Raw genomic sequence first — 13,130 nt, forward strand, 5'->3', positions numbered from 1 at the left:
CTGGCTGGGGCTCGAACCCAGGACCCCAACATTAAAAGTGTTGTGCTCTACCAACTGAGCTACCAGGTCTCCGTTTTGGAGTGTTACTATTTTTATACTTCTTAGTAACATGAAGTTTGTGACCTGGCTGGGGCTCGAACCCAGGACCCCAACATTAAAAGTGTTGTGCTCTACCAACTGAGCTACCAGGTCTCCGTTTTTTCGGACTGCAAATATACGATTATATCTGAGTTTACAAAACGAAAGACGTTTTTATTTTTTTATATAAAAAAGAACGTTTTGACTAAGTGACCTGGCTGGGGCTCGAACCCAGGACCCCAACATTAAAAGTGTTGTGCTCTACCAACTGAGCTACCAGGTCGGTTTCTTAAATCGAGTGCAAATATAGGGCGTTTAATACTAATTTAACAAACGTTTTGTGAAGTTTTTTACAATTTATTAATTAATCATTTCGGTTTTAAGAACTTAAATTTAGATAAATTTTTAGTTTTTTTTTGAAAGATAGAATTTCGGATAAGAAAACTGAAAAAATAAGCCATAGAAACATCATTTTATATATTTGATAAATGATTTATATACTATATTTGTCATCCAGCAAATCTAAATCTATGTGAACCGAAATTATTTTCGGAACGCTATTTAAAGATTGAAATTTTAGAATGAAGAAGAATATACTATATATTATTATTGCTTTGTTTTCGATAGTGTCGTGTAAAAAATCTGACAACCCAGAGGCAGACGTACCCGATTCTGAATATGCAAACAATTGTAATCAGGAAACAAAAGATGCACATTTGTCTAATTTTGCATTGAAAGAATTAAAGGAATTAATAAAAGATCAACCACAGATTATTCATCAAAAATTGAATGATCGTTGTTTCAAGGTTTCTAAACTTGGAAAAAATTTATACATTCAAAATTCAGATCGTTTAGATTCTTTGAAGATTAAAAACAATAATCAAGGAACGATGTTTTTGAATAAAATAACAGCAATACAGGTTTCGCAAGAGATTGTTTATAAATTAACATATTCTTTTCCTATTAAATTCTTGAATCAATATAGAGCAGAAATCAAAAAAGATGCGCCAAAATCTAAATACCATCATTCAAATTCAATCGTTACTAACGAAGATTATCAAGTAACTTATAATGTTGAACGTTATGATGCAAGACGTTTGGAGAATACGTATTCATATCAAATTGATACGTTTGATGGATATGCGAGATTAACTATTTTTTATTCAGAAGACTTACCAGTAGACTAATCATGATTATTTCTTTAGTAGGATATATGGGTAGCGGAAAATCGACTACCGGAAAAGATTTAGCCAAAGCATTGGGTTTCGAATTTATCGATCTTGATGATTTTATCGAAAATAAATATCAAACAAAAATTAGTGAGATTTTTGAAAAAGAAGGCGAATTAGGTTTTCGTAAAAAAGAAAGAGAAGCCTTAAAAGAAGTTCTGACTTCAACAAACATTGTGCTTTCTTTAGGCGGTGGAACTCCTGTTTATTACGATAATATGAATGAGATTGCCAACAATTCAATTTCATTTTTCATGCGTGTACAATTACCGCAATTGGTGAAACGATTGGAAAATAAAAAAGAAACTCGACCTTTAATTGCTCATCTTTCTAATGAAGAAATGATGGAGTTTATTGCGAAACATTTATTTGAACGCAATCAATATTATGAAAAGGCAAAATATACAATCAGCATTTCAAACCAAAGTACATTAGAGATTTTGGACGAAATTATGAAACATCTTAAAAAGGAGAAGATTTGGAATTAATCCAAATCTTCTCCTTTTATAATGATACCTTCAGTATCTTCTCCTCCCTCTTCTAAATAATCATCCAAATCTCGACGATCTTTTTTCGTTGGTCGACCTTCACCTCTTTCACGATAATAATCTTGCGAAAGTTTACGAAGCTCTAACACATCATATTCTTCTTTTGGCGTTGTATCCACAATATGTAAGGTTAATAATTTAGCTCCAATTCTATTATTTGGCACTTGCAATACTTTAAAAGATAAATTTATTTGATCTTTTCTCACCTCAATCGCATCACCTGGAATTATATCTCGCGACGCTTTTGCTACATCTCCATTTACTTTTACACGATTTTTTTTAACCGCATCAGCCGCTAAAGATCTCGTTTTATAATATCTAACACTCCAAAGAAATTTATCTAATCTCATTTAAAACTGAATATTTGTTAGGTTAAACTAATATTTTTTCTAAATTCGCAATATAAATCGAAATAACATGATAAAGAAATTCTTCGTTACTTTAATTGCATGTTCTGCTGTTTTAGTAGGATGTAATAATGATGATGATAACGGTGTGAATAAAGAAACTAAGATTCCAGTTGAAGAACGTAATGCATTAGATGATGAAGCGATTCAACAATACATGGAAGATTTTTACTTCAACTCTAAAGGTGTACTTACAAAATTTGATACCATCAAAGGAAACGAAGATGATGCTTATCCAACATTAAAATCTTTAGCAAAGCAAGATGAATTAGGAATTTGGTATGCCGAAAATCCTAATCATAAAGGAACAGGAAAAACTATTATTTCTAATGATAGTACTTCTATTTATCTAAGTTCTATTTCAACATATTTTGTTGCAACAAATAGTACAGACTACAAAAGAAAATATGGTTCTTTGGATCAGTTTTATTACTCAAGTATAAATACTGGAGATGGTTCTGCTACGCAAGATCCAACTTTTTATTACTTTACACCAACAGCAACTGAAATTAAAAATGGGGTAAAAAGAGAACACATCGAATTAAAAAACTTTGTAGAAGGATTAAAACATTTCAAAACAACTGAACGTGCTACAACTGACTTGTATAACTTTCAAGGTGTAATTATTTTACCTTCTCGTTTAGCTTATGCGAGAAACAAATATTATGTTACAAGCACAGGATTGACTGAATTTTCAGCTTATAGAGATGCAACTATAATTTTCAATTTCGAATTACCTAAAATCGAAAAAAGAACAACAGAATAATTATCTTCAAAATAAGATAATCTTACAAAAACCATCTGTATTGATGGTTTTTTTTTATCTTTAAATTTCAAAATGTATTAGAATTAAACCTAAAAAATGAGTATAATAAAATCTATTATCGATAACGATTTCTATAAATTCACCATGCAATTTGGCGTTACAAAATTGTATCCAGATGTAATGGCGCGCTATAAATTCATTAACCGTGGTGAACATCAATTTCCTGAAGGTTTTGCGGAAGAACTGCAAAAAGAAATCAATGCAATGGCTTCGCTTTCTTTAACCAAAGACGAAAAAAATTTTTTCACTACAAATTGCCCTTATTTAAGTCCTGCTTATTTAGATTTTTTGCAAGGTTATCGCTATGATCCAAATGAAGTAAAAATCACTCAAAACGGTACTGATGTAGAAGTTCACGTAGAAGGATATTGGTATCGTACTATTTTATGGGAAGTTCCAATCTTGTGTTTGATTAGTGAAATTTTCTATAAATTAACAAATGCGCAACGCATTTCTAACGAAGAAATCACAAAACGTACAAGCGATAAAGTTGATTTATACAATCGTCTTGGCGTTACAGTTGCGGAATTTGGTACCCGTCGTCGTCACAGTTACGAAGTTCATGATGTGGTAATGAAAGAATTAACAAACCATAAAGGAAAAAGCTTTGTTGGAACTTCGAATGTTCACTTTGCGCATAAATATGGTGTAAAACCAATTGGAACACACGCTCACGAATGGTTTATGTTTCATGGTGCACGTTACGGATTCAAAATCGCGAATTCAATCAGTTTAGATCGTTGGGTAAAAGTTTATTATGGTGATTTAGGAATTGCTTTGACTGACACTTATACGTCGGATGTTTTCTTTGGACAATTTGATAAAAAATTATCTAAATTATTTGATGGTGTTCGTCATGATTCTGGAGATCCGATTGAGTTTGGAGAAAAAACAATTGCGCATTACGAAAAAATGGGCATCAATCCTTTATTCAAAACGATTATTTTCTCGGATGGATTAAATTCAGAAAAAGTGGAAATGATTACAAAAGCTTTCAAAGGAAGAATTGGATTATCATTTGGAATTGGAACCAACTTAACAAACGACACTGATTTAAAACCTATGAATATCGTGATGAAATTGACCGAAATTTCTTCTATTGATATAAAATGGACAGGTGTTGTAAAACTTTCGGACGAAAAAAATAAACATACCGGAACGCCACGTATGATTGCTCTTGCAAAAGAAATGTTAGATTTAGATGACATTCCATCACATGATGCGCCAGAAAATGATTAAGAATATTCTTTAAAATAAAAAATGGAACTCAATATTGAGTTCCATTTTTGTTATCATTTAATATAATGAAAGATTACTTATTCATTAAATCTTCGATTTCTTCTGCTTCTAATGGAATATTTTGCATCAAGTTGAAAGGTTTTCCTTCTTTCTGAATTACATAATCATCTTCCAAACGAATTCCAAAACCTTCTGCTGGAATATAGAATCCTGGCTCGTTTGTGAAAACCATTCCTGCCACAAAATCATCAGTCAATAAACCATAATCATGTGTATCTAATCCCATATGATGAGACGTTCCGTGCATCATGTATTTTTTGTAAGCTGGCCAAGCTGGATCTTCATTTTGTACATCTGCTTTATCCAACAAACCTAAACCTAACAATTCAGAAGTATAAACTTTTCCTAATTCTTCATGGTATTTGTACCAATTATTCCCAGGAACTAACATCGTTTCCGCTTCTTTTTTACAACGTAAAACTGCGTCATAAACTTCGCGTTGGCGTTTTGTATATTTTCCATTAACTGGAATTGTACGTGACATATCTGATGAATAATTTGCATATTCAGCTGCAACATCAAACAAAATCAAATCACCGTCTTTACATTCTTGATTATTTTGAATATAATGTAACACATTTGCATTATTTCCAGACGCAATAATTGGCGTGTATGCAAAACCTTTTGAACGATTACGAAGAAATTCGTGAACAAACTCAGCTTCGATTTCGAATTCCCAAACTCCAGGTTTTACGAAATTTAAAATACGACGGAAACCTTTTTCTGTGATATCACACGCTTGTTGAATCAATTGAATTTCTTCTGGTTCTTTTACAGAACGTAAACGTTGCAAAATAGGGTTTGAACGTAAATAAGTATGTCCAGGATAATCTACTTTCAATTGTTTTACAAAACGATCTTCGCGCGTTTCTACTTGAGGTGCTTCTGTTACACGATAATGCTCATTTTTATTTACATAAACATTATCTGCTTCTACCATCAATTTGCGCAAAACATTTGGTAAATCTTGTAACCAAAGTACAGTTTTGATTCCAGAGACTTCTGTTGCTTGAGCTTTTGATAATTTTTCTCCTTCCCAAACTGCAATATGATCGTTTGTTTCACGAACAAATAATACTTCCTTATATTTAGGATCGTAAGCGTCAGGAAAAATTAATAAGATAGATTCTTCTTGATCAACTCCAGATAAATAAAAAATATCACGATGTTGTGCAAACGGTAACGTAGAATCTGAAGAAATTGGATAAATATCGTTAGAATTGAAAATAGCAAGAGAACGAGGTTTCATTGCTTTTACAAATTTCGCTCTGTTCTTTACGAATAACTCGCTTGGAATAGGATTGTATTTTGTTGTCATAAAATTTTACATTAATTATTATGACCAAATTTAAGAAGATGTTTTTAGAAAAAAAAGGAAAACCCTCGCAGAAACGAGGGTTTTAACCTTAACCAACCTAAACCTATGAAAAAGCCATTAGCCTTTTATGTTGACAAATGTAAGCTACTTTTTTTAAACTGCAAATTTTTTTTAAAAAAAGTCAATATTTTTTGAAGATCAATATGATAAAACGATAATATTCAATAAATAAGGTTTTAATAAAAATTCAATAAATATTCATTTGTAATATTTGGATTATTATTTATATATTTGCACCTCGAATTTTAGTATAAATAATAACTTAAAAGAAGTTAAAAATGACACATTACGAAACTGTTTTCATTTTGACTCCCGTTCTATCTGATTCTCAGGTAGAGGAAGCAGTTAATAAATTCAATGACTTTGTTACTGCTAACGGTGGTGAAATCGTAGCAAAAGAGAACTGGGGCTTAAAAAAATTAGCTTACCCAATTCAAAACAAAAGAAATGGATTCTACCACTTAGTAGAATTTAAATCAGACAATAACGAGTTAGTTTCTCAATTAGAAGTTGCTTACAAACGTGATGAGCGTGTAATCCGTTTCTTAACTGTGAAATTAGACAAACACGGTATGGACTGGGCAGAAAAACGTAGAACAAAATTAAAGTCTAACTCTAACAAATAAGCAAAGCTATGGCAATTGACGATTTAGCAAAAAAAGCAGCTGGAGGTAGCGAATCAGAAATCCGTTATTTATCTCCTTTAGATATCGAAACACAATCAAACTCAAAATATTGTCGTTTCAAAAAATTTGGAATCAAATACGTTGACTATAAAGACGCTGATTTCTTAATTCAATTCGTGAATGAGCAAGGTAAAATTTTACCTCGTCGTTACACAGGAACATCTTTAAAATACCAAAGAAAAGTTTCTAAAGCGATCAAAAGAGCTCGTCACTTAGCATTAATGCCATTTATTGGTGATCAATTAAAATAATAACCTAAATATTAAAATATCATGAACGTAATTTTAAGACAAGATGTAGAAGGTTTAGGTTTTGAATTTGAAGTTGTTTCAGTAAAACCTGGATACGCACGTAACTTCTTAATCCCTCGTGGATTAGCATCAGTTGCAACTCCAAATAACGTAAAAGCATTAAACGAAGTTTTAGAAGCTCGTAAAGCAGAAGAAGCTACATTAATCGCTGCAGCAAAAGAAAAAGCAGCTAAATTAGATGGTTTAGTTGTTAAAATCGACGCTAAAGTTGGTTCTGGAGACAAATTATTTGGATCTATCAACAATGCAGATTTAGCAGAAGCTTTAGTAAAAGCTGGTGTTGAAATCGAGAAGAAAAACATTAGAATCCCTGGAAATACTATCAAACGTTTAGGAAAATACGAAGCTAAAGTTCGTTTCCACAGAGATGTTGAAGTAGATTTCGGATTTGAAATTGTACCAGATGCTGCATCTATCAAAGCTGCTGAAGAAGCTGCTAAAACTAGAGTAGAATTAGCTAAATTAGATGCTCAAAAAGCAGCTAATGCTACTAAAGAAGAAGGTTCTTTCTTCAACTATGATAACCCAATTTACGCTAACGACAAGAAAGCGAAAAAAGAGGAAGTATCTGAAGAAGTTGCGACAGAAGAAACTCCATCTACAGAAGAATAATTATTATTCAACTATATAAAAAAAACCTCGCAATTTGCGAGGTTTTTTTTATGCTTTTATTTTAGATAATCTAACGTATTTACTTCTTTAAACTTTGGTGAACGTCGTAAGAAATCTTTAAAGAAAGCCGTATGTGTAGCTCCCATTAATACAAAAATACGATCGTCTTTTGTTATTGGCACATTATTCATATTTGAGAACATGGCTAAATTTCTATGATAATATTTCGCCGCTTGCTCTGCTCCTACTGGATATTTTTTGTATGAAACCGTCGTTAACATATCCGCATTAACTGCAACAGAAAAATCTAAAAATTCTGGTTGATTATAGTACTGCAATAACTCTTTTAATTTTACATCTTTTTTTGTTACTCCATTTTTCGATTCATTATTTCGGAACATTTCAATGTATCTTTTGAATGTAATCGAATCATCTTGCTCTTTCAACAAATCACCAAGCATATAAAGATAATCTTCTTGATAATTAATTCCGTAAATTTTCTTCGATCCGCTTAGTCTCCCAACTTCATAAGCCAATAACTCAACTTCGTTTGGATTTTCAAACTTCATTTTAGGATTAAGTAAATAATCTTGAAAAAGTTTATTCAACACTTTATTGCGAGAAGGATTTTGTTCAACTAAAATAATTGTAGGTTTAAAAGCCGCAATCTGCTTTGCTATTTCATGTATTTGACGAACATTATCTTGGTTATTCTCATCAAATTCAGTCGTACTTGCATCTGGAGTATATCCCATGTGAAAAGTTCCCATATTAAGAACTGGAATAGCATCATCAAATTTTGTTTGAAATTGATATTTTGTTTGAGCAGATAAATTCATAGTACCAATAAATGTAGCAATTGCAATAAATAAGTTTTTCATTTGAGTTAATTTTTAATTATGATTCAAATTTCTATGATTCTGAAAAAATTGACTTTTATTTATCGACTAACCCATTTGAATAATCGACGAATCACTTCACTTTTATGTAGAAAAGAATCTAATTTTACAAAAAACAAAAACAATGGAAGATGATAAAAAAAATTTAAGCTTCTCAAATCAAAAAAGCGTATTTATACTTTTAGGTTTTTGGGTTATTTACATTCTGTTTGATTACATAACAATTGGATTAGTTAATCTAACTAACGGAAATTCATTTTTTAAATCAATTACATTATTTGCATCAACAATGTATATTGTTCAGTTAATTACAATTTTTATTATCTATTTTTTTATTGCCCCCTATTTTCTTAAAAAAATAAATTGGAAATCGATATTATTCTCTATAGTATGTTCCTTTACAACATTCATTATTGTTCGTTATTTTATTGAGCAAATTATTACAGATTTTTTGTTCCATAAAGTCAATTATTTTGAAGGAACAACAATTAGTTTTTACATTTACGACAATTTACATTATGGTTCTTTTATCGTTTTTTCGTCACTTTTTTTATGGATGACATTCCATTCAATCCATACACTAAAACAAAATAACATCATTGAAAAAGAGAAAAAAGAAGCTGAAATTAATTTTCTCAAATCTCAAATTAATCCTCATTTTTTGTTTAATACACTCAATAATATTTATAGTTTGGTGAGTGTAAATTCTCCTCATTCGTTAAAAGCAATCGAAAATTTGAGTGCAATTATGCGTTTTACAACCTACGAAACCAATAAAGATAAAATTGAAATTGAACGAGAAATTGATTACATCAATCAATATTTAGATTTGGAGCAGATTCGTTATGGAGAAAAATTTTATGTCGAAAAAGAATTTTTGATTGAGAATTCTAAAAAATTAATTCATCCATATATTATTTCGCCTTTAATCGAAAATGCAATAAAACATGGTGTTGTAAAAGACATTAATCATCCAATTAAAATCAATTTAAAAACTAATTCTGAATACCTTGAGATTTCCGTTTCAAATAAAATTAATCAACATCAAAAAGATGAAACTTCAGGAATTGGATTAACGAATTTGAAAAAAAGATTGAATTATTATTTCGGAAATAATTATACTTTCGAAATTAAAAACGATTATGAAACCTTTCATATTTACTTAAAAATTCCATTAAATGACGAAAATTAAGTGTATTATTTTAGACGATGAACCTTTAGCTGTTGAATTATTGAAAAAACATGCTTCTGAAAATGAAAATTTAATTGTTTCACTTGCAACAACTGAAGTTTTTGAAGCAATTGATTTTCTCAAAAATAATAAAGTTGATCTTATTTTCACAGATATTCAAATGCCCGAATTGACTGGAATTCAGTTGATGAAAATCCTTGATCATTCTCAGAAATTCATTGTCACAACAGCTTATCAAGATTATGCTTTAGAAAGTTTTAATTTTCATGTGGTTGATTATTTATTGAAACCTATTACGAAAGAACGTTTTGATGCCTCTATAAAAAAATATGTTGATTTTTTTCAAACGACATCAACTAAAAATCAGTCGACTTATTTGTTTGTAAAAGCAAATGGAAAGCAAGTAAAAATTAATTTTTCAGATTTAATTTACATTGAAGGTTTGAAAGATTATATTCGAATTCATACCAAAACTGAAAAAATATTAGTCTTAGAAACCATGAAGTCTTTCGAAGAAAAATTACCAAATCATTTCAAAAGAATTCATCGTTCGTATATCATCAATCTTGATTTTTTAACTTCTATTGATGGAAATTCTGTTTATCTCAATCAGAAAATTTTACCAATTGGAGAAACTTATCGAAAAGAAATGAAGGATTTTGGTTAAGAATTATTAAGAACAAAAAATACTTGTCTTTTCGAGCTTGTCGAAAAATCTCAGATTCTTCATTTCGTTAACACTGCATTCAGAATGACAATAACAAAAAACTCCAACTTTAAAGGTTGGAGTTTTTTGTTTATATATTTCTTGTTCGTTGTATCAGCAACATATCAGCCAAAACCATCGCAGCTAAACTTTCTACAATAGGAACGGCTCTTGGAACAACACAAGGATCGTGACGACCTTTTCCATGCATTTCTACCATTTTGCCATCTGCATTCAACGTTGTTTGTTCTTGCATTAATGTCGCAACTGGCTTGAAAGCAACTTTAAAATAAATATCCATTCCATTTGAAACTCCACCTTGTATTCCTCCAGAATAATTGGTTCTTGTTGTTCCATCTTGGTTGAATTGATCATTCATTTCTGAACCTTTCATCGATGTAGAAGCAAAACCTTCGCCGTATTCAAAACCTTTCACCGCGTTTATCGACATCATTGCTTGCCCTAAACGAGCATGCAATTTATCAAAAATTGGTTCACCTAAACCTACTGGCACATTTTGAATAACGCAGGTAACTTCACCACCAATTGTATCACCTTCTTTGCGAATTTCTTTGATAAGATCGATCATTTTTTCTGCCATTTCTAAATTTGGACAGCGAACCGCAGTATCTTCAATTTTAGAAAAATCTAATGTAGAATAATCATTATCCAACTTCAACTCACCTACTCCGCTTACATAAGCTGTAATATTGATATTTGGAATCACATGTTTTGCAACAGCGCCACCAACAACCCAATTAGCCGTTTCGCGCGCAGAAGTTCTTCCTCCACCTCTATGATCGCGAACACCATATTTGGTTTCGTATGTAAAATCGGCATGAGAAGGACGAAAAACACCTTTGATATGATCGTAATCGTGAGATTTTTGATTATTATTCGGAATAATAAACCCGATAGAAGCACCTGTTGTTTTCCCTTCAAAAATACCTGAAAGAAATTGTACTGTATCTGGTTCTTTTCGCTGTGTCACAATTGCAGACTGCCCTGGTTTACGACGATCTAATTGCGCTTGTATCCAATCGAAATCTAATTCGATTCCACTTGGAACACCATCAATTACACCTCCAATCGCTACACCATGACTTTCACCAAAAGTCGAAATTTTAAATAGTCTTCCGAATGTATTCACAATAGTATATGTGTTTTTTATTTTTATTTTTCGAATTGATAAATCACTGCATTAACATTCATTGTAGCTCCAACAGAAGCTAAAATAATTATATCATTTGCGTGAAATTGATGAGGAGCTAATTCTCCTTTTTTTATTAAATCAAACATTGTAGGAACCGTTGCTACAGATGTATTTCCTAAGAATTGAACCGTCATTGGATCAATTTTTTCTGGTACAGCTACACCATATAATTTGTATAAACGCTCTATCATCGCATGATCCATTTTTGCATTTGCTTGGTGCAATAAAATTTTATCAATATCGGTAATTGATAAATTTGTTTCATCTAACAATTCTTTAATTGCTGGTGGAACATTTTTTAATACGAATTCGTAAACTTTACGACCTTTCATATTAATTGTTTTGATTGAACCTTTATAATCTGGATTTGCAGAACGTCCATTTGTCAAGTAAGCCAATTCATCACCTGTATAACTTAACGTTTCGTGATTGATGATTCCATATTTATAATCAGCTTCTTTCGCTTCCAAAACAACTGCTCCTGCTCCATCTGCAAAAATCATCGCAGAACGATCATGCGGATCTACAGCACGAGATAACGTATCAGAACCGATTACCAAAACTTTCTTTGCAATATTTGCTTGAATAAATTGATGTCCTAAAATCAATGATTCTATCCAACCTGGACAACCAAATGTCATATCATAAGGTTTACATTTTAGGTTTTTGATTCCTAAATTGTGTTTTACTTTTGCCGAAATTGACGGCATAATATCAATTTGATGACCAACAGGATCAATATCTCCAAAATTGTGCCCAACGATTATATAATCTAATTCTTCTGGATTAACGCCAGATTCTTCAATTGCTTTTTTAGCAGCAAAAGTTGCGATATCAGAATTTAATAAATCATCTTCTACATATCTTCTTTCTCTGATTTCTGTAATTTCCTCAAATTTACGCGTAATTTCTTCACCAGTTTTATCCAAACGATTTCCACTTTCGTCATAAAATTCGTGGTTAACAAAATCTTCGTTCGTAACAATTCTATTTGGTAAATAGTGTCCAGAACCTGTAATTACAGAGTTTATCATATTAATATTGTTCAATTTTAATAAAAAAATAATAGCGACAAAGTTACACATTTCATTAAAATAGTCATGAAAAATATGTAATAACTCATACCGAAATTAATAAAGTATATTTAATTTAGCAGCATGAAAAAAAATCCTTCATTAATTGGTCTTTTAATCGTCTGTGGATTAGCTGCTTTAATCGTTGTTATTTATAACACTTTTCTAAGCAAAAAAGATGGGTATGTGATTGATAATCCATCAAACAAAACCTTGACAATCAAAATTAACGATAAAGATTTTACAATTGCACCGCAACAAAATGCAAGAGTAGACTTGAAAAAAGGAAAAGCGCATATCGTTTATAGTTTTAATAACAAAAATGTAGATACAGTTGTAGATATTACGAGAGCAAATGGTTTTATAAATCCAACGCATCAAGAATATTATACATTTACACGACCTTATGGTGTTAGAAAAAACAAAGATTCTATCTTTTTATCAAACAATATTGCAATAGATAACAAGATTTATCACGGAATTATCGAAAAATCTTCTCAATTATACATCGAAAACTTTTACTATAACATCGATCAAGATTATCCTAAAATGTTCATAAAAAGTAGTGGAAGCGAGAAAGCAACTGATTTATCGAAAATATTTAACAAAGAAGATTTTAAACAATTTTATTTCGAGAATTACGAATAAGATTTAGATTTTATAACTTTACAAA

Annotated in this window: 14 protein-coding genes, 2 tRNA genes and 1 pseudogene; 10 read left to right on the forward strand and 7 right to left on the reverse strand. The window is 30.9% G+C overall.

Annotated elements, in window-relative coordinates; genetic code table 11:
- Positions 1-119: 119 nt before the first annotated feature.
- Positions 120-192, reverse strand: a tRNA-Lys gene (locus tag HXZ69_RS00160).
- A 96-nt stretch (positions 193-288) separates the two neighbouring features.
- A tRNA-Lys gene (locus HXZ69_RS00165) sits at positions 289-361 on the reverse strand.
- A 298-nt stretch (positions 362-659) separates the two neighbouring features.
- On the opposite strand from HXZ69_RS00165, the gene HXZ69_RS00170 reads away from it, so the two are divergent.
- A complete protein-coding gene (locus HXZ69_RS00170; RefSeq protein ID WP_115001390.1) occupies positions 660-1,265 on the forward strand; it encodes a hypothetical protein in 606 nt (201 codons plus the stop codon).
- Between the two features lie 2 nt (positions 1,266-1,267).
- Positions 1,268-1,795, forward strand: a complete 528-nt coding sequence (locus HXZ69_RS00175; protein ID WP_180904953.1) for a shikimate kinase — start codon at positions 1,268-1,270, stop codon at positions 1,793-1,795.
- Here the strand turns inward: HXZ69_RS00175 and HXZ69_RS00180 are convergent.
- Positions 1,792-2,205, reverse strand: coding sequence for an RNA-binding S4 domain-containing protein (locus tag HXZ69_RS00180; RefSeq protein ID WP_180904955.1), 414 nt, complete (start codon positions 2,203-2,205; stop codon positions 1,792-1,794). The two genes, HXZ69_RS00175 and HXZ69_RS00180, sit on opposite strands and share 4 nt — an antisense overlap.
- Positions 2,206-2,272: 67 nt before the next feature.
- Between HXZ69_RS00180 and HXZ69_RS00185 the strand changes: the two genes are divergently transcribed.
- Positions 2,273-3,028 carry a hypothetical protein gene (locus tag HXZ69_RS00185; protein ID WP_286494656.1) on the forward strand — a complete coding sequence of 252 codons (756 nt, stop codon included), beginning with the start codon at positions 2,273-2,275 and terminating at the stop codon, positions 3,026-3,028.
- Positions 3,029-3,124: 96 nt separating this feature from the next.
- Positions 3,125-4,327, forward strand: a complete 1,203-nt coding sequence (pncB, locus tag HXZ69_RS00190) for a nicotinate phosphoribosyltransferase (RefSeq protein ID WP_286494657.1) — start codon at positions 3,125-3,127, stop codon at positions 4,325-4,327.
- A gap of 73 nt (positions 4,328-4,400) precedes the next feature.
- On the opposite strand, the gene HXZ69_RS00195 is transcribed toward pncB, so the two are convergent.
- Complete coding sequence (locus HXZ69_RS00195) at positions 4,401-5,705, reverse strand: aminopeptidase P family protein (protein ID WP_180904959.1); 1,305 nt, start codon at positions 5,703-5,705, stop codon at positions 4,401-4,403.
- A gap of 338 nt (positions 5,706-6,043) precedes the next feature.
- Here HXZ69_RS00195 and rpsF point away from each other — a divergent pair, with 338 nt between their 5' ends.
- From rpsF to rplI, 3 genes and pseudogenes are all read left to right on the forward strand, one after another.
- Complete coding sequence (rpsF, locus tag HXZ69_RS00200; RefSeq protein ID WP_038334492.1) at positions 6,044-6,391, forward strand: 30S ribosomal protein S6; 348 nt, start codon at positions 6,044-6,046, stop codon at positions 6,389-6,391.
- An 8-nt stretch (positions 6,392-6,399) separates the two neighbouring features.
- Positions 6,400-6,702 (forward strand): 30S ribosomal protein S18, encoded by a 303-nt coding sequence (rpsR, locus tag HXZ69_RS00205; protein WP_019976570.1) that lies wholly within the window; start codon positions 6,400-6,402, stop codon positions 6,700-6,702.
- Between the two features lie 21 nt (positions 6,703-6,723).
- Positions 6,724-7,221: pseudogene (rplI, locus tag HXZ69_RS00210) on the forward strand (50S ribosomal protein L9); the annotation flags it as partial.
- A 209-nt stretch (positions 7,222-7,430) separates the two neighbouring features.
- Here rplI and HXZ69_RS00215 read toward each other — a convergent pair.
- Complete coding sequence (locus tag HXZ69_RS00215) at positions 7,431-8,255, reverse strand: DUF5694 domain-containing protein (protein ID WP_280038012.1); 825 nt, start codon at positions 8,253-8,255, stop codon at positions 7,431-7,433.
- A gap of 469 nt (positions 8,256-8,724) precedes the next feature.
- Between HXZ69_RS00215 and HXZ69_RS00220 the strand changes: the two genes are divergently transcribed.
- On the forward strand, positions 8,725-9,465 hold the full coding sequence (locus HXZ69_RS00220) for a sensor histidine kinase (RefSeq protein WP_185144074.1): 741 nt from the start codon (positions 8,725-8,727) through the stop codon (positions 9,463-9,465).
- Positions 9,452-10,132, forward strand: coding sequence for a LytR/AlgR family response regulator transcription factor (locus HXZ69_RS00225; RefSeq protein ID WP_125348776.1), 681 nt, complete (start codon positions 9,452-9,454; stop codon positions 10,130-10,132). Before HXZ69_RS00220 ends, HXZ69_RS00225 begins: the two co-directional genes overlap by 14 nt.
- Before the next feature lie 130 nt (positions 10,133-10,262).
- Here the strand turns inward: HXZ69_RS00225 and aroC are convergent, their stop codons facing one another.
- Together aroC and HXZ69_RS00235 are read right to left on the reverse strand one after the other, a co-directional pair.
- Positions 10,263-11,321 (reverse strand): chorismate synthase, encoded by a 1,059-nt coding sequence (aroC, locus tag HXZ69_RS00230; RefSeq protein WP_286494658.1) that lies wholly within the window; start codon positions 11,319-11,321, stop codon positions 10,263-10,265.
- 23 nt (positions 11,322-11,344) lie between these two features.
- Positions 11,345-12,418, reverse strand: coding sequence for a 3-oxoacyl-ACP synthase III family protein (locus HXZ69_RS00235; protein WP_286494659.1), 1,074 nt, complete (start codon positions 12,416-12,418; stop codon positions 11,345-11,347).
- A 123-nt stretch (positions 12,419-12,541) separates the two neighbouring features.
- Between HXZ69_RS00235 and HXZ69_RS00240 the strand changes: the two genes are divergently transcribed.
- Positions 12,542-13,105, forward strand: a complete 564-nt coding sequence (locus HXZ69_RS00240; RefSeq protein ID WP_038334487.1) for a hypothetical protein — start codon at positions 12,542-12,544, stop codon at positions 13,103-13,105.
- The last annotated feature ends 25 nt before the right edge of the window (positions 13,106-13,130 follow it).

Source organism: Empedobacter sp. R132-2 (assembly GCF_030324375.1).
GTDB classification, from domain to species: Bacteria; Bacteroidota; Bacteroidia; order Flavobacteriales; family Weeksellaceae; genus Empedobacter; species Empedobacter falsenii_B.

Coding starts and splice junctions, on each gene's coding strand:
- HXZ69_RS00215 (WP_280038012.1), bottom strand. CDS start 8,255: ATGAAAAACTTATTTATTGCAATTGCTACATTTATTGGTACTATGAAT.
- HXZ69_RS00235 (WP_286494659.1), bottom strand. CDS start 12,418: ATGATAAACTCTGTAATTACAGGTTCTGGACACTATTTACCAAATAGA.
- HXZ69_RS00195 (WP_180904959.1), bottom strand. CDS start 5,705: ATGACAACAAAATACAATCCTATTCCAAGCGAGTTATTCGTAAAGAAC.
- HXZ69_RS00240 (WP_038334487.1), top strand. CDS start 12,542: ATGAAAAAAAATCCTTCATTAATTGGTCTTTTAATCGTCTGTGGATTA.
- HXZ69_RS00180 (WP_180904955.1), bottom strand. CDS start 2,205: ATGAGATTAGATAAATTTCTTTGGAGTGTTAGATATTATAAAACGAGA.
- rpsF (WP_038334492.1), top strand. CDS start 6,044: ATGACACATTACGAAACTGTTTTCATTTTGACTCCCGTTCTATCTGAT.
- pncB (WP_286494657.1), top strand. CDS start 3,125: ATGAGTATAATAAAATCTATTATCGATAACGATTTCTATAAATTCACC.
- HXZ69_RS00185 (WP_286494656.1), top strand. CDS start 2,273: ATGATAAAGAAATTCTTCGTTACTTTAATTGCATGTTCTGCTGTTTTA.
- HXZ69_RS00225 (WP_125348776.1), top strand. CDS start 9,452: ATGACGAAAATTAAGTGTATTATTTTAGACGATGAACCTTTAGCTGTT.
- rpsR (WP_019976570.1), top strand. CDS start 6,400: ATGGCAATTGACGATTTAGCAAAAAAAGCAGCTGGAGGTAGCGAATCA.
- HXZ69_RS00170 (WP_115001390.1), top strand. CDS start 660: ATGAAGAAGAATATACTATATATTATTATTGCTTTGTTTTCGATAGTG.
- HXZ69_RS00175 (WP_180904953.1), top strand. CDS start 1,268: ATGATTATTTCTTTAGTAGGATATATGGGTAGCGGAAAATCGACTACC.